The organism is Vreelandella venusta, from assembly GCF_015689495.1.
Lineage (GTDB): Bacteria > Pseudomonadota > Gammaproteobacteria > Pseudomonadales > Halomonadaceae > Vreelandella > Vreelandella venusta.
The window spans coordinates 1,059,201-1,081,473 of the sequence record NZ_CP065135.1 but is presented as its reverse complement, the minus strand read 5'-3'; the positions used below and the strand labels follow the sequence as shown (position 1 = coordinate 1,081,473).

The window sequence follows — 22,273 nt, the reverse complement described above, 5'->3', positions numbered from 1 at the left end:
CCTAGCAATATGCACTCTTCGCTTAAGAAACTGATCCTTGCCGCCGGGGTAATCCTTATTGCTGCTGGCGGCTATTACTACTGGACTGAATTGCGCGACGAAGGCCTCGGGGAAGGCTTCGCTAGCGGTAATGGACGTATCGAGGCCACTGAAATCGATATCGCTACCAAGCTTCCTGGACGCGTTGACGCAGTCTTGGTCGATGAAGGCGAGTTTGTCACCGTTGGTCAACCCCTGGCGCGCATGCAGATCCAGGTGCTGGAGGCGCAACGCGATGAGGCAAGAGCCCAGTATCAACAAGCACTCAATGCCGTACTCAGTGCGGAAGCGCAGGTTGCCCTGCGGCAAAGCGACCATCTTGCCGCTCAGGCCGTCGTGACTCAGCGTGAAAGTGAACTTGATGCGGCTCAACGCCGCTTGGCTCGCTCTGAAACCTTATCGCGGGAAGGAGCCGCTTCGGCACAAGAACTTGATGATGATCGTGCTCGGGTCAATAGTGCACGAGCAGCCGTTGCCGCCGCTAACGCCCAGGTGGATGCCGCCCAGTCGGCCATCGCAGCGGCTCGCGCCCAAGTGACCGGCGCCCGCTCTGCGGTTACTGCCGCCGAAGCCACCATCACGCGTATCGATGCAGACATCACCGACAGTCAGCTGGTTGCGCCTCGTGCAGGGCGCGTACAATTCCGTATTGCCCAGCCTGGCGAGGTACTTCCAGGTGGAGGGCGAGTGCTGAACCTGGTCGATCTTAGCGACGTACACATGACGTTCTTCTTACCTGCCGAACAAGCAGGTCGTGTGGCGCTGGGCAGCGAGGCACGTATCATCCTGGATGCAGCACCTGACCTAGTCATACCTGCGCGCATCTCGTTTGTCGCCAGCACGGCACAATTTACGCCTAAGACGGTAGAGACCGCTTCGGAACGACAAAAATTAATGTTCCGAGTGAAAGCACAGATTGATCGAGACCTTCTACAACGCCATCTTGAGCAAGTTAAAACCGGTGTCCCTGGGGAAGCCTGGGTTAAACTTGACCCCGACGCAGAGTGGCCTGCTGAGTTGGCTGTTCGGGTACCACAATGATAGCAACACCGCCCTCATCACCTACGCCAGCGGTAGTAACACTATCAGCCATCCAACTGCACTATGGTAAGCAGATTGCCCTGGCGGGCATCGATCTAGAAATCCCTGCGGGCAGCATGGTTGGGCTGATAGGGCCTGATGGCGTTGGAAAGTCCAGCCTGTTAGCGCTTATTGCGGGGGCACGCGCGATCCAACAAGGGCAAGTGGAAGTGCTCGGCGGCAATATGGCCAACAAGCGTCATCGCGACACTATCTGCCCGCGTATTGCCTATATGCCCCAAGGGTTGGGCAAGAACCTCTACCCGACGCTTTCAGTAGAGGAAAACCTACAGTTCTTTGCCCGCCTCTTCGGCCATGAGCATGCCGAACGACGCCGCCGAATCGACGATTTAACCCGTAGTACGGGACTGCACAGATTCCTCGACCGCCCAGCAGGCAAACTTTCCGGCGGCATGAAGCAGAAGCTGGGGCTATGCTGCGCGCTGATTCATGACCCCGATTTATTGATTCTCGATGAACCAACCACCGGCGTCGACCCGCTGGCTCGCGCCCAGTTCTGGGAGTTGATCGCACGTATACGTCGCCAACGCCCGCAGATGAGTGTCATGGTTGCAACCGCTTACATGGATGAAGCCCAACGCTTCGACTGGCTAGTGGCCATGGACGACGGCAAAATTCTGGCTACCGGAACGCCAGCGGCATTGCTAGAGCGTACTGCCAGCAACTCCCTAGAAGCTGCCTTTATCGCCCTGCTACCGGAAGAGAAAAAACGCGACTATGCCCCCGTGCATATTCCGCCGTTGGCACAAGATGACGATGAAGTCGCCATTGAGGCTAAGGATCTCACTATGCGCTTTGGCGATTTTGTCGCCGTCGACCACGTCAGCTTCCGGATCCGGCGTGGCGAGATTTTCGGTTTTCTTGGCTCCAATGGTTGTGGCAAATCAACCACCATGAAGATGCTTACCGGTCTATTGCCCGCCAGTGAAGGCCAAGCCTGGTTGTTCGGCAAACAGGTGGATACCCGCGATATCGATACCCGCCGCCGTGTGGGTTACATGTCCCAGGCGTTCTCACTGTATGGCGAACTAACCGTTGAGCAGAATCTTATCTTGCACGCCCGGCTTTTCCAGGTTGCTGAAGCCGAAATAGCCGCCCGCGTGGATGAGATGGTGAAACGCTTCGACCTACAAGAGGTACGCGGCAGCCTGCCGGAGAGTTTGCCACTCGGCATCCGTCAGCGTCTTTCGCTGGCGGTGGCCATGGTCCACAAGCCCGAACTGCTGATCCTGGATGAGCCGACTTCTGGGGTTGATCCCGTTGCCCGCGACAACTTTTGGCGGCTGATGATTGAACTAGCGCGCCGTGACCGGGTGACCATATTCATTTCTACCCATTTCATGAATGAAGCCGAGCGCTGTGATCGCATGTCGATGATGCATGCCGGTCAAGTGCTCGATAGCGATACGCCTGCGGCACTGGTGAAAAAACGTGGAGCAGCGACTCTGGAAGAGGCATTCATCGGCTATTTAACCGAAGCAGGCGCCGACGAACAGAACCAAGAAGCGCCTGAGCCAACGCCCCCCCCAGTGGCCAAAGTATCGCCCAGCACGGTGCCTAACAACGTAAAACACAGCGCTTTTAGTCTACAGCGTCTACTTAGCTACACTTGGCGAGAATCGCTGGAGCTTCGTCGCGATCCGGTGCGCGGCACTCTTGCCCTACTTGGCTCACTCATCCTGATGTTAGTTATTGGCTACGGCATCAGCCTGGACGTAGAGGATCTCAGCTATGCCATCCTTGATCGCGACCAGACGACCTTGAGCAATAGCTATGCGATGAATCTTGCCGGCTCCCGCTACTTTATCGAGCAACCGCCATTGATTGATTACGCAGATATGGACAAGCGCATGCGCAGTGGCAAGCTCACCCTGGCCATTGAAATCCCTCCTGGCTTTGGCCGTGATGTGAAGCGAGGAAGCCCGGTTGAAATCGGCGCCTGGATTGATGGTGCCATGCCCCAGCGTGCTGAAACCGCACGCGGCTACGTGCAGGGTATTCATCGACAGTGGCTGCTCGAGCAAGCAGCGCAAGCCACGACTAATGTCACGGCCCCCGCAGCCAGTGTCGAAACCCGCTTTCGCTACAACCCTGATGTTCAGAGCCTGCCAGCCATGGTGCCCGCAGTCATCCCGCTTCTGTTAATGATGCTACCGGCGATGCTGACCGCGCTGGCCGTCGTGCGGGAAAAAGAGCTAGGGTCGATCATCAACCTCTACGTCACACCCGTCACCCGTAGCGAATTCCTAGTCGGCAAGCAGTTGCCTTATATCGCTCTCGCTATCATCAATTTTCTGCTAATGGCATTACTCGCGGTCACGCTATTTGATGTGCCTATCAAAGGCAGTTTCCTGACGCTGCTGTTAGCAGTAGTGATCTACAGCATTATCGCAACGGGCATGGGATTGCTCGCTTCGACGTTGACGCGCAGCCAAATCGCAGCGATGTTCTTCGCCATCATCGGCACGTTGATTCCCGCTGTGCAATTCTCAGGAATGATCGACCCGGTCAGTTCACTAGAAGGCGCGGGGCGTTTCATTGGCACCATCTACCCCACTTCCCACATGTTAACCATCACGCGCGGTGTATTCAGCAAAGCACTCGGGCTTAGCGACCTCTATGCCTTATTCATACCACTGTTGATCGCGGTACCAACGATCATGGGACTGTCTATTTTCCTGTTAAAAAATCAGGAGCGCTGAGATGCATAGTGTCCTGACTATCTACCGACTGGGCGTCAAGGAACTATGGAGCCTGATCCGCGACCCGATTATGCTAATTCTGATCGCCTACGTGTGCAGTATCTCGGTCTACACCAAGGCGACCGCGTTGCCCGAAAGTCTCCACATGGCTCCCATCGCCATCGTTGATGAAGATAACTCGCCGCTGTCATCTCGTATCATCACGGCGTTCTATCCCCCCCAATTCGCTACCCCAGACAAGATCTCACTTCATGAGATTGACCCTGGGCTAGATGCAGGCCAGTACACTTTCGTCCTCAATATACCACCCGACTTTCAGCGCAACGTACTGGCTGGTCACGCCCCTCAGATTCAACTCAATATCGATGCCACACGCATGAGCCAAGCATTTACTGGCAATGGCTATATCCAGCAGATCGTTATGGACGAGATCAACGCGTTTACTCAACGTTACCGCAGCTCTAGCGCTCCACCCGTCGACCTAGTGCTGCGAGCGCGCTTCAATCCTGGGCTCGAAAAAGCCTGGTTTGGATCGCTGATGTCTATCATCGATAACATTACCATGCTCTCTATCATTCTCACTGGCGCGGCATTGATACGCGAACGAGAGCACGGCACCATTGAGCATCTACTGGCAATGCCAGTCACCCCGACGGAAATTATGCTGGCCAAGATCTGGTCAATGGGCCTGGTGGTTCTGGTCTCCGCACTGCTTTCGCTCTATTTAGTTGTTAGCTGGGCTTTACAGGTACCCATAGCAGGCTCGGTGGCACTGTTCGCTGTGGGGGCAGCGCTCCACCTCTTCGCGACCACCTCTATGGGCATCTTTCTCGCCACCCTTGCACGCAACATGCCACAATTTGGCATGCTAATGGTGCTGGTACTACTGCCCCTGCAACTGCTATCTGGGGGTACGACGCCACGCGAAAGCATGCCGGAAATTGTCCAGCACATCATGCTGCTCGCCCCAACCACTCATTTCGTTGAACTGGGTCAGGCAATCCTTTATCGAGGTGCGGGGATAAACGTAGTATGGCCGCAGTTTCTACTGCTGCTGTTGATCGGTAGCGTTCTATTCGCTTTTTCTTTATCGCGTTTTCGCAAGGCCATCGGCCAGATGGCATGAGTCATGAATTCTGGCACCGAATCATCAAGGTAATGGTCTGCGGCGGAGCAACACCACATCCGCTGCGGGAAACTCCACCACCATGCCCCAACGTTCGGCTATCCAACAAAACGTTGCTTCGCTGAAGAAGCTCACATGCGTCGGGTCGTTTATATAGTGCCAGCGGGCAAATGCTGCTGGGGTACTGACACGCTTTGTCATGACCCCAAGATAGCCCCCGGGGACTATTTTCTCGACCAGTTGACTAAGCTCTTCGCCGGGCCTCGCAAGGTGCTCTAACACCTCGGTGGCGGTAATAAAGTCATACTGGCGGTTGAGTACCTCAACGTCTGGGGCGTAAAAAATATCGTAAACCGCCATCGCGAACCCTGCCTCTTCAAACATCACTGACAGCGTAGGCCCCGGGCCACAGCCAAAGTCCAGCCCATGGGCATCTTGTGGTAGCTTCGCCACTAACGGGGCAAATAAACGCCCCAAAAAATGCCGATATCCCGTATCATGCGGCGAATTCTGATGCTGGTCGTACTCTGCCTTTTCTTGATGCGAATCTAAATGCTGCTCGGCAGGCACAAACACCAAAGCGCACGTGGCACACTGGTAGTAATCGCGGCGACGGTCTTGGTTATAAAGCGCCGGTTCAGGCGTATTGCATAGCGGACAGCGTCGCATCATCGTATTCTCATGTTTTACGTTTTTTTAAGGAAAGTGGCATGCTCTCAGGTTTTGACCATCTTGTTGTTACGGTGACTGATATGGGTCGCGCCGTGGATTTTTATTCTCGTGTGCTGGGGTTAGACGTGCGCTACCGAGACGCACAGCGGGTAGATCTTATGCTAGGCGACACGGCACTGCGTTTGCATCAAACCGATACTGATATTGCGCCTGTTTCTGCCACCCCAACCCCGGGCAGCCTGGACTTATGCCTGCGCTGCCAGCTGCCGCTGGATGAGTTCAAACAGCATTTGGATGCGCTGGCGATTGACGTAGAGCTTGGCCCGGTTGCTCGCCAAGGTGCTAATGGTCCAATTGAGTCAATTTACTTACGCGACCCAGACGGTAATTTGCTGGAAATTTGCCGACCTGCTGCCCGCTAATGATAAGCCGCGCCAGCCGCGCTATCATAGCGTGCTTAAGCGACGTCTTCAGGGACGTTTCATGGCGAATAGCAAAAAGGATCGGTTATGCACGACGATGCCAACAAAGCACCTTTAGAAGGTGAAGTAATTAACGACAGTACCTCCTCAGAACAGCCGGATACCACCATGGCGATGGTGATTTACGCGCTTTATTTGGCAAGCTTTTTGGTAGGGTTCACCTCGTTGGTCGGTATCGTTATCGCCTATGTCTATCGTGGTAAAGGCCCTGAATGGCTAGATGAGCACTACCGTTACCAGATCCGTACGTTTTGGATTGGGCTGCTCTACGGCAGCATCGCCACGTTGCTAACGTTTATTCTGATTGGCATCCCCATGCTACTGGCACTGGCCGTATGGTTTATTGTTCGCTGTGTGAAAGGCTTTAAGGGTCTGCAGGAGAAGCGTGCGCCAACTAACGTTGATAGCTGGTTCCTGTAACTTATGACAGAGCAGTCACCGTCTAAAAAATCACGTTTCCAAGCACGTGCCATCATAGCCCTTTGGAAGCTCCTGGCGCGCTGGCCACTTGGCGCGCTATGGCGTATCGCCGTGCGGTTAGGCCCGCTGGTCTATCGCTTTAGCAAACGAGAGCGCCAGGTGACGGAAATCAATCTGGCAGTGGTTAACCCAGAAGCCACTGCCAGCCAGCGCAAAGCCCTTGCCATACAAAGCCTGCGCCACTCGGCGGCGACAATGCTGGAACTTGGCCATGCGTGGATGGCTGCGCCCGAAAAAGTAGCAGCCAGCATTTTGTCGGTTCATGGCCGAGATAAGCTGGACAGCGCACGTGCCGAAGGCCGCGGCGTCATTGTACTTGCTCCACACTTTGGTAACTGGGAGGTGCTTAATTTTTGGCTCTCCAGCCACTTCCCTTTTACCGCCATGTACGAGCCACCCAAAATTGCCGACCTTGAGCCCATTATTCGCCATGGCCGCGAGCGCATGGGAGCCAGCTTGGTACCCACCAACGCCAGAGGCGTTGCTGCCCTTCTCAAAGCGCTTAAGCGTAGCGAAGCTATTGGCATCTTGCCGGATCAAGAACCTAACTGGGGCAGCGGTGTATTCGCCCCTTTTTATGGGCGCGATGCCTATACGGCAACGTTGCTACCGAAACTGGTCGCCCGCACTCAGGCAAGAGTCGTCACTGGCGTTGCCTTACGGGTGCCTGGCAAGGGATTTGAAATTCATTTCCTTGACGCCGATGAGCAGGTTTACAGCGCCGATGATGTAGTCTCAGCCAGCGGTGTTAACGCTAGCGTAGAAGCGTCAATTGCACTTGATCCAACGCAGTATCAATGGGAATACAAACGCTATCGCAAAGTAATAGAGCAACAGCAAGGGCTGGCAAACGCCAAAGAATTTCGGCTTTATTGAAGGGTAACGAGGTAATCTATGACCCAGCGTTATATTCTCAATGAGGAAGCGCGCCCACCACAAATCATTTATGCACTCTATTTAGCGGGTCTAGTAACAGCCAATGTTACGCTGTTGATTGGCGTTATAATCGCTTACGTGTATCACAAAGAGGCCGCGCCGTGGCTGCAAGCGCACTACCGCTATTTGATCCGGACTTTTTGGATAGGCTGCCTCTATTTTTTCGTCACCTTTACCCTTAGCTTGATGTTAGTAGGCACATTGCTATGGCCACTATTAGCCGTGTGGCTTGGTGTGCGCTGTATTATTGGCTGGCTCGCAGTGCGCAAGGGAGAACCGCCAGCGCGTCCTGGCAGTTGGCTCTGGTAACAACTAAGCAAGCCCCTATACAACCACCGCTAAGAATGACGGGCTGGATCATGGTGTCGCCCCTGTCGTTGACCAAGAAGAGGTTAATGCTGGCGTGCCGAAGTCTTGCTGTAACCAATGACGCAGCTGGCTCATTTTCGCGGCTCCTTCAGGGCTTTCCAGTGACGGCAGCATGCCATCAATAAAACCACGTGCCTTAAAAGGTGCTAAGAGCCGGGGGTCACCGCTAATCACATGCACAGGCACCGCTGCACTGGCGTTGTCGCCGGTAATCAGCGGTGCCGCTTGATGATCTCCCAGTACAATCAATAGCGTATTGTCATCAACCACTCGCTCGGCCCAGCGCCCTGTGACCTTTACAGAGTAGTCTATTGACCACGCGTAATGGTCACGGATGCTCTCAATATCCTGCCAAAGCACCTCTGGCGGATCGCCGGCCTCCTCCCAAGGGGCGAAAATACGCCCATCGCCGATCATCGACCAGTCTTCGAAAACGGGCAAAATGGGTGTCCATGGCGCGTGGCTGGAGATAAGTGCGAGTTGCGCGAATACCGGCACCTCACCTAATAAATGTCGCTGGGTGTAATCCAGCGTGAACTGATCGGGCATCGTAACCCAGTTCAGCGCAGGCCCGGCATAGGGTATATCTTTCGCTGCTGCAATCTCATCAAACCCGTAGGCCAGCCCTTCTGGCCAAGCCAACGTAATGGCTGGCATAACACTGAGCGTCCGATGCCCAGTGCTACTAAAATCATTAATCAGCGTTGAATGATCGCTTTCCAGCATCAGCCGATACCATAGCTGATTATCAATCCAGCGACCGCTTAGTGCCGTGGCATGGGCAAGCCAAGACTGACCTCCCCGAATAGGCGATTCTAGCAACCCCGAAACAGCGTGTAGACCACGCTGCCCCAAACGTTGCTGTATGCCCTCTAGCGTAGGCAGTACGACACTGCTGTAACGAGCATCATTAATGGCCGATACACCATAAGATTCAATAAACGTTAATAAGACATTGCGCCCTAACAAACCAGGTAATGGTTTAGGCGCTAATGGTGACGCCTGCAGCTGTTCGCTAAACGCCACTCTCGCCCGGTGCGTCTCCACCACCTGTTCCCACTGGAAACGCGTGGTGTTAACAGCAGGCAGCGTTGATTTAGCGATCAGGCGCTTGCCGTTAGCTTCGGCAAGCGCGAAACCGGCTGCAGTGATCACCACGAAGATGGCTAGAGCACCTGAAATACTCCTCACCAATAACGCTTGAGCGGGCAACAGCAATCGCAGCATCACCCATAAACTCGCTAGCAGAGCCGCACCGCCCAGCAACATCAGGCAAGTTGCGGCGAGTTGACCTACATTACCTACTAGCAAATGGTAGATAGAGCGCACCAAGGGCACGTCTAGATAGAGGTTAAGTGAACGCCCAAACGCGGTGTGTGTCGCGGCATCACCCAGGTTGGCCGCCGATACTAACGCCAGCCAGCCTACCAACAAAATTGCCAACCAGCGACGTAAGCTACCAGGGCGAATAAGCAGCATCGCAGGGGCTACAAGCCATGCCTCCCACGCAATTAGAGGAGAGCCAATCTCACCGAAACGCCACCAAAGCGGCAATACCAGCAGAAGGTTGAGCGTTACACACGTGAGTAGAAGACGAATCATTAGCGCTTCAACAGCATAGTAATCACCTAGATATTACCCGCTTAATGGAATTTAAAGCTTGCACATGGCCATAAATATCATGTACCAACAATACAAATGGTATAACTTTTGTTGAAATATTTCATATACTGATTTTATGGTTACCACGCTGGCATGCAATCGAAAGGAACTCGCTCATGAGTGTTCGTACTGCAGCAAAATGGATGTTGTCACTTAACTGTCTGATCGCCTTTTCTGCGCCTGCTAACGATGATGATGTTTTTGACTACGTTATTGAACGTGCTAAAACTTTAGCCGATGCGCCTTACCAGCCCCCGCATGAGACGCTTCCCAGCGCTCTGACGTCGTTAGATTACGACCTGTATCGACAAATCCGTTTCAATCCCGAGCGAGCCTACTGGCGCGATGAAAGCCCTTTCAGTATGCAGCTATTTCATAGCGGATTTATATTTCAAACACCCGTCACGATTAATGTGATCGACAATGGTGACGTTGAACCACTCTCTTTCTCGGCCGATGACTTTCAGTACGATGGTGATGCCAACCGTTTGTTAGAGCATGATTTAACGGGCAGCGGTCATGCCGGTTTTAGGCTGCACTATCCTATCAATAGTGATGATTATGCCGATGAATTTGCTGTTTTTCTTGGCGCAAGCTACTTCCGTCTAGTAGGCCGCGATCAAGCCTATGGTCTTTCTACCCGCGGTCTAGCCATTGATACCGCATTAGCCAGTGGTGAAGAGTTTCCCGAATTTCGCGAATTCTGGCTCTATAAGCCGGATGAAAACGCTGACAGCGTTACGCTTCTGGCACTCATGGATAGCCCATCGCTAAGCGGAGCTTACCGCATTACGTTAACGCCGGGTGAGAGCACCGAGGCAGATGTAGAAGCAACGCTGTTTGCACGTTCTGATATAGCAAAGCTAGGGGTTGCGCCGCTCACCAGCATGTTCACCTTTGGGGAGGCCAGCACCCAACGAGCTGATGACTTTCGTCCTCAGGTACATGATTCTGATGGTTTGCTAATCCACACGGGGTCCGACGAGTGGATTTGGCGGCCGTTGCAAAACCCCTCATCGGTTCGCGTATCAGCGTTTATGGACGACTCCACTTCTGGGTTTGGTCTAATGCAGCGAGAGCGGGATTTTAGCCGCTACCTAGACCTTGAAGCCCGCTACCATCGCCGCCCTAGCCAATGGGTCGAACCCCTTGCTGACTGGGGACCAGGGCATGTAGAACTTGTCGAAATTCCTACGCCAGATGAGACTCACGACAATATAGTGGCTTATTGGGTCGCTGAAGAGCCGCTAACTGCTGGCGAGTCTCGCCACTTTCACTATCGAACCTTTACGCTCAACGAACAGCCCGAGGCTAACTCACTGGGTAAGGTTGTGCGTACCCGCCATGGCAGCGCAGCGGTTCCAGGCGAGGCCGACTCCCCGTCTGCTGACCAGCGCCAATTCATCGTCGACTTCCAGGGCGGCAAACTGGATGATCTGACATCAAGCGAGCCAATCGAGCTGGACATCAGTGTACTCGATGGCGAGGTATTACTACCTCAAGTCAAAACACTGCCCAACAACGGCCAACGGGCCACTTTCCGATTACCCCCCAGCAGCGAACCCAGCGATATCCGGCTACGGCTGATGGTCGAAGGAGAGCCGATTACTGAAACCTGGAATTACGTGTGGTATCCCGATGTCTGATCTCCACGCGTTGCGGCCTTCAATGCCTTGGCTTAACGGTCGCCGAGCCCTTCTTGCCTGCACAGTGTTAGCCACTAGTACCGGTGGCTGTATCGCAATGGCAAAGGTCGTTGCCAATTTTGCCATTGGCTGGCAGCTCACCATGTTGGTCCTATTTGCATTAACGTTTACTTGGATAGCGCTGGCTTTCTGGGGGGCACTATGTGGCTTTGCGCTTTGTGCGCTACGCCGAGATCCGCTCAGCTTACGCCGCCAAACTATTAAAAATCCTAATGCTAGCCTGTTAGTCAGCCGCACCGCGCTAGTAATGCCTATTTATGCAGAGCCTCCCATCCCGACCATTGCAGGGCTAGAAGCTACATGCCGCTCACTTCTCCAGCAAGCAGAAGCGTATGGGGCAGGAACACCTAGTGCTATCAACCAACACTTTGAAGTGTTTGTGTTAAGCGACACCCAAGACATGGCCATGGCAAACATCGAAGCAGCTCATGTGGCTGCCTTGCAACAGCGCCTTGCCGGACAAATAACCGTTTATTATCGGCGGCGCTCTAATAATGACGGCCGCAAAGCAGGCAACATCGCCGAATTTTGTCGCCGCTGGGGTCGCCGCTATGACTATTTAGTGGTGCTCGATGCCGACAGCCTAATGAGTGGCGCTACGCTACTGCATTTAGTCCATCGGATGCAGCGCCAACCCAGCGTAGGACTTATTCAAACGGTGCCTATTCCCGTTGGCCAACGCACGCTATTTGGTCGTTTTACCCAGCTAGCTTCAGCACTTTACAGCCCGATGTTGGCAGCGGGCCAAAGCTTCTGGCAGGGCGATGCGGCAAATTACTGGGGCCATAATGCGATTATTCGCACACGGGCCTTTATGGCCCATGCAGGGTTACCTATTCTTCCAGGTAAGCCTCCGCTGGGAGGAGAGCTATTAAGCCACGATTTCGTCGAAGCGGCTCTCCTGAAACGAGGTGGCTGGCAGGTGCTGCTCGATACCTCTGCGACCACTGCCGTATCTCGCCATAACCCTTACGCTAGCGCATCACATAACAGCTTTGAAGCCATGCCGAGCAACATGCTCGACTTTGCCAAGCGTGACCGCCGTTGGCTACAGGGCAACCTGCAGCACTTACGCTTACTCACCGGCGCAGGATTTCACCCGATTAGTCGGCTACACTTTTTATTCGGCGCGTTTGCCTACCTTTCTTCGCTTGTTTGGCTTGGGCTTCTACTCTGCACTAGCCTGATGGTGGGCTATCAAGCCATTGAGACCACCTCAAACCCGCCGTTGCCTGAAGCCCTCTCTCTAGGGCTGTTAAGTGTAACGCTGGGTATGCTGATTGCACCCAAGCTGTTGGGGCTATTACTAACGTTCTGGCAATGTCCCCATGCGTATGGCGGACGACTTAAGCTTGTCACCAGCACGTTATTGGAAATTGTGTTTGCCGCTTTGATTGCGCCACTGATGATGGCGTGGCATAGCTTATTTATCATCAACGTGTTGATTGGCCGAGCTATCGACTGGCAAACCCAACACCGGGGGGAGCGCTCGCTAAGTTGGCGAGAGACATGGCACCACACCGGGTGGATGACGCTGTGCGGTATAGCCTGGGCAGGCACGATGATGCTTTTTTCACCCTCGGCGTTCGGCTGGTTAACCCCCGCATGGCTGGGGCTGATTGGAGCTGCTCCGCTGGTGAAATACTCCAGCAGTGCCACCTGGGGAGGCCTCGTTAGCCGCAAGTTCGGCTTACTGCAAACACCTAGTTCAGCACAACAACCACCGCTTTTGGAGGACTTTGTCGCGTTAGAAAACCGCAGCCACCAATCCAGTGCCACCTTAGCTCGCTCGTTGCCAACACTTGCTCTAGCACTTCCCCAGGAACAGCCTGGCGAAATGCCCTGCCAGTCATTTCGATGTCACGTTCAAACAGCAACCGAGCATGCACCATCCGTTAAGGAGCCCTACTAATGCCTTCTGCTTTTTCTCATCGGCTGCGCAGCGCCAGCGGTATGGCGCGTTCACTGTTTATTTACTGGCGGCCAGGAAGGCAAAGGGGGCTAAAGCAGTTATATCGTCCATTTATTCAACCGGGCGATATCGCTTTTGATATTGGCGCTCACTTAGGCGATCGTAGCGCCGCCTTCCATGCGCTAGGTGCTCAGGTAGTGGCCTTAGAGCCACAGCCAGCACTGGCTAAATGGTTTAAACGGATACTCAATCGACCGAACATCACGCTATTACCACTGGCCGCCGGACCGCAATCCGGCTATGCGGATATCGCTATCAGTGTTAGCAACCCGACCCTATCTACCCTAGCGACCGAATGGCGACATCAGGTGGGCGAACGAAACCCCGGTTTTCAGCACGTGCAATGGGAGCAACAGCTAAGCGTGGAAGTTATTACACTGGATCAACTGATCACCACTTACGGCGAACCAAGCTTTATAAAAATTGATGTTGAAGGGTTTGAAGCAGAAGTATTGATGGGGCTTAACCACCCAGTGGCAGCGCTTTCGATAGAGTTTGTTGCGGGCATGTTAGAGGTCAGCCATGCCTGCGTTGAACAGCTGTCCCGTCTTGGCGACTACCGTTTCAATGCAATTGCCGGTGAGCAGCGCCACTTTCGCTGGGCAACTTGGCAATCCCCTGAAAACATTACCCAGTGGCTCAACGATGGCGTTGACGGCTTAGCCTCCGGGGATCTCTACGCCTGCCGTGCCGACCATCCGCTGTTAAACGCATCCGCATAACTCTTCAACAAACGCTTTCCAAACACGGCTCTTAAAACACGGGCTTTAAAACACAGCTTTTAAGACATAGCTTTTAAAACAAGAGAACCTACATGATTTATCACTGGCAAATCCTCACCGCTCCCCAACTCGCCTCGATTGCCGAAGGTGACCCAGTCGCAGTGATCACCTTGGGGGCCATTGAGCAGCACGGTACTCACCTGCCGCTGGGCACCGACCTGATCATTGGTGAAGGGTTACAAGCCGCCATGTTAGGCATGATTGACCCAGCACTCGACGTGCTGTGTCTGCCAGCAATTGCCGTCGGTGCGAGCGACGAACACGCCAGTTTTGCTGGAACACTTAGCCTACCCGCGCCACTCGCCATCGCCACATTAGAAGCCTATGGCGCAAGCATTGCGCGTACGGGGATCAAAAAGCTGGTGCTGATTAATAGCCACGGCGGCAATAAAGCCGTGATGGACCTTGCCGCATTAACCCTACGCCGGCAGTTTGCAATGCGCGTGGTGAAAGCCACCTACACGCGGCTGCCACCGCTGGAAGGTGCTATCAACGCCGATGAGCTGCGCTATGGATTGCATGGCGGATTGTTGGAAACCGCCATCATGCTGCATTTAGCACCGGAGCTTGTGCAGCTCGATAACTACCAACCTACCCCACCGGCAATGCCTAAAGGGGACGCCCTGGTCAGCCCAGAAGGTAGCGCCGCGTTTGCCTGGCTTGCCGAGGACCTGAGCAGGTTCGGCGTTGCCGGTGATGCAACAGGTGCTCATCAAGCATTGGGTGAACGGCTAGTCAGGCACTACGCCTCTCAGTTGGCGCAGGTGGTGGCCGAAACCGCCCACCTGCCACCGCTTATCACTGGTAAAACGCCAGATTAACGCCCACGACCTTCAAGCACATCGTCTAAGAAATGCCCTGCCCGGTTAGCTTTGGCGCTTAGATAGCGGTGATTGTGATCAGTCACACTGCCGTAAAGCGCCTGACGTGAGACGACCTCAATACCCCCTTCACGCAGCGCTGCCATTTTTAGCGGGTTGTTGGTCAGCAGCTGAACTTTATCGATCTCTAGCGCATTGAGCATGTCCACCGCGACGGCGTATTGGCGCTCATCGTCGCCAAACCCTAGTACCTGGTCGGCATCGACGGTGTCTAAACCGCCATCTTGCAAGGTGTAGGCGCGCAGCTTATTGGCTAAGCCAATTCCCCGTCCCTCTTGTGCTAAATAAAGCAGCACGCCGCCACCCATCGCTTGAATATCGGCCACCGCATTACGTAACTGTTCACCACAGTCACAGCGCAAGCTGCCGAACAGATCGCCGGTGAGACAGGCCGAGTGCATCCGCAAAGGAATCGCCCCGTGATTAGCTTCCAAATCACCGATCACCACGGCCACGTGTTCACGTAAACCATCGGGTTCACGGAACAGCACAAAGCGGCTCTCAGGCGCGTCTTCAAGAGGAATACGCGCTTCACTGACCCGCTTTAGCATCCCCGGGGCACCGGCTAAACACGTCTCTGCATCACGGGCATTAACTTCTAACAACTCGCCTTTTGATAACTGCTGAGCAATATGCTCGGCTGAGGCCGCACTGACCTCTGCGCACAGCGCCGCCGGTATCAATAACGCACGCCGCATTAGTGCCACAGCGCCCCTCTCCCCCACGCCAGCAGGCTTCAGGCCGCTTAACAGCGAATGAGTCTTCGATGCTTCATTGGACACCGCAAGGTGATGTAAATCACGCTCACTGATTTGCTCGGTGAGCGGTAAGCAGGCCGCATCCGCCTTAAGCGACATGCCCATTGCCTGCAAGCGATGACGCGTTAACACCAACGCTGGCCGAGAGCCGGAGAGTTTCGCCAGTGAATCGACCGACACACTGCCTTCAAGAGCCTGTACCAACAGACGTTGCTCTCCGGTATTAATTACCACGGGCAATCCACGGCGAATATCGAAAATAGCGCGTTCAATGTGATACATGTAGGCCTCCAAGTTGCCGGTTGGGGCGGACAACGTTTGCTTGCGTCGGGCAGCATGGCCCCGCATGATGAGTTGCTGTTTTTTGAGTGGAGATACCATGCCGAGCACCAATGACGTAACGATCGATATCGACCAAGCGTGGGCATGGTTGCTGGATACTCAACAGGGCATCAAAAGTGACGCCACGATGACGCTTGATACCCATAGCGGTTGGCACTCTTCCTGCGCAGTCACAAGCGCCGCGCAGGAGCTGATGACGTGTTTGCTGCCACTGGTGCGTCATTCGAGCTGGGTGGTTGCCCAACTGGGGCAAAGCCTGGATGGGCGCATCGCTACGGAAAGCGGTCACTCCCACTACATCAATGGCGTTGAAAGTTTGGTGCATCTGCACCGCCTGCGGGCGCTGGCAGATGCCGTAGTGGTTGGCGCGGGTACGGCGAGTGCTGATAACCCTCAACTCACCGTGCGCCATGTAACGGGGAAGCACCCTACCCGAGTAGTGATTGACCCACGAGGACGCGTGCCCGTTGATGTAGCGCTGTTTAGTTCGTCTACCGCCCCCACGCTGCACCTCACCGGGCCAGAGGCAACGGTGGCGCCAACGGCCGCTGAACACTGCGTGCTGCCGCTGGATACCAACGGTCAGTTCCACCCTAGCGACGTTATTGCCCTGCTGGCGGAGCGTGGTCTTACGCGGGTACTGGTAGAAGGCGGCGGCGTCACTGTTTCGCAATTCATTGAAGCGAACGCTGTAGACCGCTTGCATTTGCTGGTTGCACCGCTGCTGATCGGTTCGGGCAGACCCGGGCTGCAGATGACGCCCATCGACACCCTTGAAAGTGCGTTGCGCCCGACGATGCGCTCTTTCCGCTGCGGGGACGACACGCTGTTCGACGTAGTGCTGAGTGGGCGCACTGCCTGACGGCGTACCGGACGGCGGAGAACTGGATGGCGTAGCTTGTGTCCGTGAAGCCAACGCTGCCCAAATGCCTGGCAGGCTAGCCATCAGCACTAACACACCATACGCCAGTGATATCGCCACGCCTTGCGCCGAAGGCAAGCCCACAAACATCCAAATGCCTGCGGCAGCGCCTTCCCGCACTCCCCATCCAGCAATCGAAAGGGGCACCAGCATCGAGAGCAGTAACACGGGTGCCAGCGCCAAAATATCGAGTGCCGCTAATTCCACGCCAATCGCACGAGCCGCGCAGACCATTACCAGGCCATAGCTAAGCACGATAGCAAGAGAAGAGATCAGTTGCCGTGGCCATACGTCGCGCTGCAGTAGCCCGCGACGCATATCCTGCCCTAATGCAGCGCACCAAGCGGGTAGCGTTACCGCCGAACGCCGCAACCAGATCATCAGCGTCACACCGGCCACCATCACGCTGCCCACTACGCCTACTACTACCATCAAGCCACTGAAACCCAGTGTTGTTAGCCAGAGTGGTGACGTGAACAGGGCGATTAGTGTGTAAAGTGCAATCGCCAATTGCCCAGAGGCACGCTCAATCACCACCGCACGCCAAGCACTTCCCTTTGAGGAGGACTGACGGGCATGGCGATGGGCACGGCCTGCATCACCCAACACGCCGCCGGGTAGGAGTTGGTTAACCAATAATGCTAAGTAGTACTCCCGCAGTGCATAACGGTAGCGCAACGGCACGTCGATTAAGCCTGCCGTCAACTGCCAGCGCCACGCGCTCAGCATCACTTGCAGCACGCTGATCAACAGCGCCAGAGCCATCCAACCCGGCGCAAAACGCTGCACTTCGGCCATCACCGCGTCTGGCTCTACCCACAGGGCAACAGCAACCAGCAGCCCTAAGCTCACTAGCCCTTTTTGCACCCACGGGGTTCTCAGCCAGCGCCAGCGTCGCATGGGATTAGCCCTCATCCGCTGGCAGCGCCAGCAAGTCGCGGTGGCCTACCCAAATACCGATCTCGCCGTTGGCTACCTGGCCCAGGCGCTGATCACGCCAGAGAGCAATCCGTGACGCCGCCTCAGGAACCTGTTCGCTAGCAGCGCTCGCCCATCCTTCAATCAACGCGCCCATCAAGGGGTGCTGCGCTGGCTCGCCCGCCGCCAAGCGCCATGGTGTTTCAGCCTCGTTAACACGATAACCGTGGCCAGCCATCGCGATAGCTAGCGCGCTGTGAGCAGCGCCGCCTAATGCACCGCCTAAGCCCTTATCGCGACGCTGGTGTGCGTTGAACAGCTCACTGATCCAGCGGTCGTCAAGGTCGTTCAGAGGTTGCTGCTGGGCATTGGTAAAGTACCATTCGCCGGTAATGCTTAGAGCGATAAGCAGCGCTTGCCGGTGTTTAGCACACTGTGCAGCCAAGGCATCAATCCACTCTTGAGATACCAAGTCAATCAGCGCAGATGCCGTCACTACGTCACAGTGCGTAAGAGCTGGGTGATCAAGCTGGTTTAAGGAGACGCAGTGGGTTTCGACCTGCAGCGGCTCACCTTTACCGGTGTTCAATTGGCTAGTTCGCGAGTAGGCTTCATTCAGTAAGGCCGGGTCATGATCAATCAGCATCCAGCGCTGGGCATGCTGCAAGCGAGGTGCAAGAAACTGGCTATTGCTACCTCGTCCACAGCCTAAATCCGCCAGTGTTATTGGCGACGAAGGTTCTGCTCTCTGCTGACTTTCTGATAACCAGCTCGCTAACGCCTCCACCAACGCTTGGCTGCGCGAATTGGCATCGACGCTTTCACGCAGCGACAGCCAATCCGCGCTAAATTGGCTTCCCGCCGACAATGTCGAAGGTTGCTGCAACGCCTGGGCAAACGCTTTTCCTGCAGTCTGCCAGTCGCCCAAGCGTTCGCGTGCAGCGGTAGCACCTGCACGTAGTTCAGTACGTAGTGTCTCATCCTGGCAGAAAGCCGCCAGCGCCCTCGACAGCGCCTGAACATCCCCCGGTGCTACGCTGATGCCAGCCCCTTTGGGTAAAGTATCCTGCAGCGCACCGCCAGTGGTGGTGATAACCGGCAAACCATGGGCTAGCGCTTCAGTTACCACCATGCCGTAGCCTTCGTACCAAGAAGGTAACACCAGCGCATGGGCATTTTGATAAGCAGCTTCCAATGTCGCAGCATCACATTCGCCGTGAAGCGTTATCCAATCACCAAGTTGATGGTTGTCGATCAGTGTTTGAACGCGCTCCGTAAATGCGGCATCGCGAGCACCGCCAAAGCAATCACATCGCCAGTGACCACGCTCAACACCCGCCAAGGCTTGAACCAAAATATCCTGCCCTTTACGCGAGGTCAGCGTTGCCACGCATAGCAGGCGGATAGGTTCGTTGGGTTGCGCCGCGGGGCTGACCGGAGCACGTTCAACGCCAGGTTCCACCACGCTGATAGGGGCACCAAATGGCAGCGCATACTGATTCGCCAGCGCTGTTACACGGCGTTTAGTAAAGCGACTGGTCACAATCACTCTATGCACATGCGCCAGACCACTTAATTCACTACGGTGAAAACGCTGCTGATCCAGCTCATTCAAGCCCTGCTCGTCACCTAACGGATGATGCAGTAATGCAGTGATATCAAGGCGCTCAGCGTGGTCAGCCACCACATCGGGCAATGCCCCCATGGCTAGGCCATCAATAATCACTCGCGAACGATCCTGTAATGCAGAAAGCGCACTGGCTAGCGCTTGAGCCGCCTCATCATCGGCATCAGGAAAACGCCCTGCCAACCCCACCACATTGATAGCCAGCCTACGCTTGCGCAGCGCAGCGACAATATGGGCGTCGTAAATATACCCGCCGGTACGCTGGTCTGGATCGCCAGCCACTATCAAGGTCAATGGCTGACTCATAGCGCTCCTTCATAGCTTGCCCAAGCCACATGAGATTCATGCAGTTTGATCTCCATATGCGTCAGCCCCTGAGCGGTGGCGCCCATTTTTCCTGCTTTAATGGCAGCCGCCAGCTGGTCAAAAATCACCTTGGCCATAAATTCCGTGGTGGTGTTTTTACCGCTAAACTCGCTTACCTCATCAAGGTTGCGATAGTTGTAAGCCGCCAGCACCTCTTTAACCGTCTCACTGGCCAAGCCGATATCAATCACTAGACCATCCTGGTCAAGTTCAGGGCGCTGGAATACTACGTCCACGACATAGGTGGCGCCGTGGGTGCGTTGGGCAGGGCCGAATATTTCCCCATTAAAACTATGGGCAATCATGAAATGGTCACGAACGCATAAACGGTACATAGACACTCCTGTCGTGTTAAATAAGCCACATCGCCTAAGCGGGCAATGGATAACGAATTCGATGGCAAAGCGCTGTGCTATCAGGCCCAAACAGAGCAGGCGCCAGCGTTGGAAAATCAGCAAAATCGCTCTCACCGCTGATCAGTTCATCCAACCTAGGGTCGATGAGTAAGCGTAAAGCGAGCGCTAAACGGCGGCGATAATTCCAACGCGGCTGCAACTGGGCAGGCAGTTGTCCAACTTGGCTGGCGCGAAGCGTTAAACGCTGGGAGTGAAAAGCACCACCGAGTGGTAGCGACACATCGCCTTCGCCAAACCAGCTCATTTCAATCACCCGGCCTTCGTTGCCCAGCAAGCTCATGGCCAGCTTCAGGCCATCCGGCTGACCACTAGCATGGATCACGCAATCTTGGTCGCTGGGTACCTGTTCTGGTGTACAGAAGGCAATCCCCAAATGCGTTGCCAACGCTTCTCGCTCGGGATTAATGTCGATTAGGCGCACTTCTACACCTGGAATTTGCGCACATAAATACGCCACCAGCACACCGACGACTCCAGCGCCCACCACACACACGTGCTCGCCAAGCATAGGGTTAGCATCCCACACGCCGTTAATGGCAGTTTCCATATTGGCAGTTAGCACAGCACGGTAAGCAGGTACGTCATCGGGAAGCGCTAAAACAGCGTCGACAGACACGACGTAGTAGTCCTGGTGCGGAAAAAGGCAAAAAACGGTTTTATTCAATAAATGATCTGGCCCCTGCTCCACATAACCAACGTTGCAGTAGCCGTATTTCACGGGCGTAGGAAACTCACCCGCTTGGAAGGGAGCGCGCATGCGCAAATATTCACTTTGCGGCACCCGTGCGTTAAACACGAGCGACTCAGTGCCACGGCTTACGCCACTATAAAGGGCACGAACCCGTACCTCATTGTCGTCGGGTGATGCTAGTGGCTCCTGCTTGAGCTCACCATGGGTAGGGTGGGTCACCCAAAAAGCCGTAGCGGTATCAGGCGGCAACATGACATTTCCTTATGGTTTAAGCGCTTCATCCCTCCATACAGCGTAGCCTAGAAAGCGAAGCGGCTGCTTAAGCCCTGGCTGCTTAACCCCTGTCAGCGCGAAGATGATTTGAAACAACTATATTCACATCATGGACAACCTTACCTTCTTATACAAGAATGGTACATAAGAAATATGTTTACACACTTTAATTCAACCGCGGGCCAGTCAGCCGCTTTGCGAGTCAGCATGCCCTCTCTTTCCAACACCTCCAGTGTCTCTTTGCCCAAGCGTATTTACACCTTGGCTGAGATAGCCCTGGCCAGCCTATTACTCGCAGGCTTAGGATCGATGCTGCCGGGATTAGTCGCCAGCGCTGCAAACTGGTGGTTGGCAGCTGGCTTCTACGTCGTGATGGGCGTACTGGTGGTAAGTTTTTGGCCCCATGGCCCGCTCGGTTGGGCAAACCGGGTAACGCTTGGGCGCGGCGTACTCGTCGCCATCGTGGCAGGGGCACTGGCAGCGAGTGCCTTTACTAACGCAATTTGGCTATGGCTAGCGGTGGCCGTCATCGCGTTATTACTGGACGGTGTGGATGGCTGGATTGCCAGGCGCACTAAAACTCACACCACGTTTGGCGCGCGCTTTGATATGGAGCTGGATGCAGTATTAATCCTGATACTCTGCATCGGCTTATTGCAGAGCGAACATCTAGGCGCTTGGGTACTACTGATTGGCGGCATGCGTTATTTATTTATCGCCGCTAGCTGGCCATTTGCGTGGCTAAAAGCACCGTTATTCGAAAGTTTCCGGCGTAAAGCAGTGTGCGTGTGGCAGGTCGTTGCCTTGCTGCTGGCGTTAACGCCACTCACTTCTCCTCTTGCTGCAGGCCTGCTTGCTCTGAGTGCGTTAGCCTCACTCAGCTACTCATTTGGGTTCGATGTGTGGTGGCTGTACCAACAACACAAACATAACGCCCACTAGCAAAGTAAAGATCACGACATCATCTCGCTAAACGTCTCCAACACGCCACTTTGGCCGAGCAAAAGTGGCGTGTTGGATTACTCTACTGCACTAAACCCTCTTGACCAG

The 22,273-nt window shown here is 54.8% G+C and carries 19 protein-coding genes and 1 pseudogene; 13 read left to right on the top strand and 7 right to left on the bottom strand.

All coding sequences use genetic code 11. From position 1 onward, the window contains the following. Nucleotides 1-9: 9 nt before the first annotated feature. The 3 genes from IR195_RS05090 to IR195_RS05080 are packed head-to-tail and all read left to right on the top strand — an operon-like array spanning nt 10 to nt 4,968. Nucleotides 10-1,080, top strand: a complete 1,071-nt coding sequence (locus tag IR195_RS05090; RefSeq protein WP_146942677.1) for an HlyD family secretion protein — start codon at nt 10-12, stop codon at nt 1,078-1,080. Further along, complete coding sequence (gene rbbA, locus IR195_RS05085) at nt 1,077-3,842, top strand: ribosome-associated ATPase/putative transporter RbbA (protein WP_206048940.1); 2,766 nt, start codon at nt 1,077-1,079, stop codon at nt 3,840-3,842. The genes IR195_RS05090 and rbbA overlap by 4 nt, the downstream gene beginning before the upstream one ends. A 1-nt stretch (nt 3,843) precedes the next feature. After that, a complete protein-coding gene (locus IR195_RS05080; protein ID WP_089038822.1) occupies nt 3,844-4,968 on the top strand; it encodes an ABC transporter permease in 1,125 nt (374 codons plus the stop codon). Nucleotides 4,969-4,992: 24 nt separating this feature from the next. Here the strand turns inward: IR195_RS05080 and IR195_RS05075 are convergent, their stop codons facing one another. Further along, complete coding sequence (locus IR195_RS05075) at nt 4,993-5,640, bottom strand: class I SAM-dependent methyltransferase (protein ID WP_206048939.1); 648 nt, start codon at nt 5,638-5,640, stop codon at nt 4,993-4,995. Nucleotides 5,641-5,678: 38 nt separating this feature from the next. Between IR195_RS05075 and IR195_RS05070 the strand changes: the two genes are divergently transcribed. The 4 genes from IR195_RS05070 to IR195_RS05055 all read left to right on the top strand — a co-directional run bounded on the left by IR195_RS05070 (nt 5,679) and on the right by IR195_RS05055 (nt 7,847). After that, nucleotides 5,679-6,062, top strand: a complete 384-nt coding sequence (locus IR195_RS05070; RefSeq protein WP_125746252.1) for a VOC family protein — start codon at nt 5,679-5,681, stop codon at nt 6,060-6,062. Between the two features lie 87 nt (nt 6,063-6,149). Beyond that, nucleotides 6,150-6,542: a DUF4870 family protein gene (locus tag IR195_RS05065; RefSeq protein WP_206048938.1), complete on the top strand. Its 393-nt coding sequence runs from the start codon at nt 6,150-6,152 to the stop codon at nt 6,540-6,542. Between the two features lie 3 nt (nt 6,543-6,545). Then, entirely contained in the window at nt 6,546-7,478 is a 933-nt protein-coding gene (locus IR195_RS05060) for a lysophospholipid acyltransferase family protein (RefSeq protein ID WP_125746248.1), read from the top strand. 18 nt (nt 7,479-7,496) lie between these two features. Beyond that, on the top strand, nt 7,497-7,847 hold the full coding sequence (locus IR195_RS05055; RefSeq protein WP_206048937.1) for a DUF4870 family protein: 351 nt from the start codon (nt 7,497-7,499) through the stop codon (nt 7,845-7,847). Nucleotides 7,848-7,895: 48 nt separating this feature from the next. On the opposite strand, the gene IR195_RS05050 is transcribed toward IR195_RS05055, so the two are convergent. Then, the gene (locus IR195_RS05050) at nt 7,896-9,509 is read right to left on the bottom strand and encodes an alkaline phosphatase family protein (protein ID WP_206048936.1); all 1,614 of its coding nucleotides are present in this window, start codon (nt 9,507-9,509) and stop codon (nt 7,896-7,898) included. A gap of 176 nt (nt 9,510-9,685) precedes the next feature. Between IR195_RS05050 and IR195_RS05045 the strand changes: the two genes are divergently transcribed. From IR195_RS05045 to IR195_RS05030, 4 genes are all read left to right on the top strand, one after another. Next, on the top strand, nt 9,686-11,215 hold the full coding sequence (locus IR195_RS05045; RefSeq protein ID WP_125746242.1) for an OpgD/OpgG family glucan biosynthesis protein: 1,530 nt from the start codon (nt 9,686-9,688) through the stop codon (nt 11,213-11,215). Further along, nucleotides 11,208-13,187 carry a glucans biosynthesis glucosyltransferase MdoH gene (mdoH, locus tag IR195_RS05040; protein WP_206048935.1) on the top strand — a complete coding sequence of 660 codons (1,980 nt, stop codon included), beginning with the start codon at nt 11,208-11,210 and terminating at the stop codon, nt 13,185-13,187. Before IR195_RS05045 ends, mdoH begins: the two co-directional genes overlap by 8 nt. Next, nucleotides 13,187-13,969 carry an FkbM family methyltransferase gene (locus IR195_RS05035; RefSeq protein WP_206048934.1) on the top strand — a complete coding sequence of 261 codons (783 nt, stop codon included), beginning with the start codon at nt 13,187-13,189 and terminating at the stop codon, nt 13,967-13,969. Before mdoH ends, IR195_RS05035 begins: the two co-directional genes overlap by 1 nt. Before the next feature lie 92 nt (nt 13,970-14,061). Then, nucleotides 14,062-14,850, top strand: coding sequence for a creatininase family protein (locus IR195_RS05030; protein ID WP_206048933.1), 789 nt, complete (start codon nt 14,062-14,064; stop codon nt 14,848-14,850). Here the strand turns inward: IR195_RS05030 and ribA are convergent. After that, nucleotides 14,847-15,950 (bottom strand): GTP cyclohydrolase II RibA, encoded by a 1,104-nt coding sequence (gene ribA / locus IR195_RS05025; RefSeq protein ID WP_206048932.1) that lies wholly within the window; start codon nt 15,948-15,950, stop codon nt 14,847-14,849. The genes IR195_RS05030 and ribA overlap by 4 nt on opposite strands. 64 nt (nt 15,951-16,014) lie before the next feature. On the opposite strand from ribA, the gene IR195_RS20460 reads away from it, so the two are divergent. Next, nucleotides 16,015-16,872 carry a RibD family protein gene (locus tag IR195_RS20460; protein WP_338073969.1) on the top strand — a complete coding sequence of 286 codons (858 nt, stop codon included), beginning with the start codon at nt 16,015-16,017 and terminating at the stop codon, nt 16,870-16,872. Between the two features lie 129 nt (nt 16,873-17,001). On the opposite strand, the pseudogene IR195_RS20455 reads toward IR195_RS20460, so the two are convergent. The 4 genes and pseudogenes from IR195_RS20455 to IR195_RS05005 all read right to left on the bottom strand — a co-directional run. Further along, nucleotides 17,002-17,730 (bottom strand): annotated as a pseudogene (locus IR195_RS20455) (lysylphosphatidylglycerol synthase transmembrane domain-containing protein); the annotation flags it as partial. A gap of 106 nt (nt 17,731-17,836) precedes the next feature. Then, entirely contained in the window at nt 17,837-19,783 is a 1,947-nt protein-coding gene (locus IR195_RS05015; RefSeq protein WP_206048930.1) for a glycosyltransferase, read from the bottom strand. Continuing rightward, nucleotides 19,780-20,178: a 6-pyruvoyl trahydropterin synthase family protein gene (locus IR195_RS05010; protein ID WP_206048929.1), complete on the bottom strand. Its 399-nt coding sequence runs from the start codon at nt 20,176-20,178 to the stop codon at nt 19,780-19,782. Before IR195_RS05010 ends, IR195_RS05015 begins: the two co-directional genes overlap by 4 nt. Before the next feature lie 34 nt (nt 20,179-20,212). After that, nucleotides 20,213-21,202 (bottom strand): zinc-dependent alcohol dehydrogenase, encoded by a 990-nt coding sequence (locus tag IR195_RS05005; protein ID WP_206048928.1) that lies wholly within the window; start codon nt 21,200-21,202, stop codon nt 20,213-20,215. 228 nt (nt 21,203-21,430) lie between these two features. Here IR195_RS05005 and IR195_RS05000 point away from each other — a divergent pair, with 228 nt between their 5' ends. Beyond that, nucleotides 21,431-22,165, top strand: coding sequence for a CDP-alcohol phosphatidyltransferase family protein (locus IR195_RS05000; protein ID WP_206048927.1), 735 nt, complete (start codon nt 21,431-21,433; stop codon nt 22,163-22,165). The last annotated feature ends 108 nt before the right edge of the window (nt 22,166-22,273 follow it).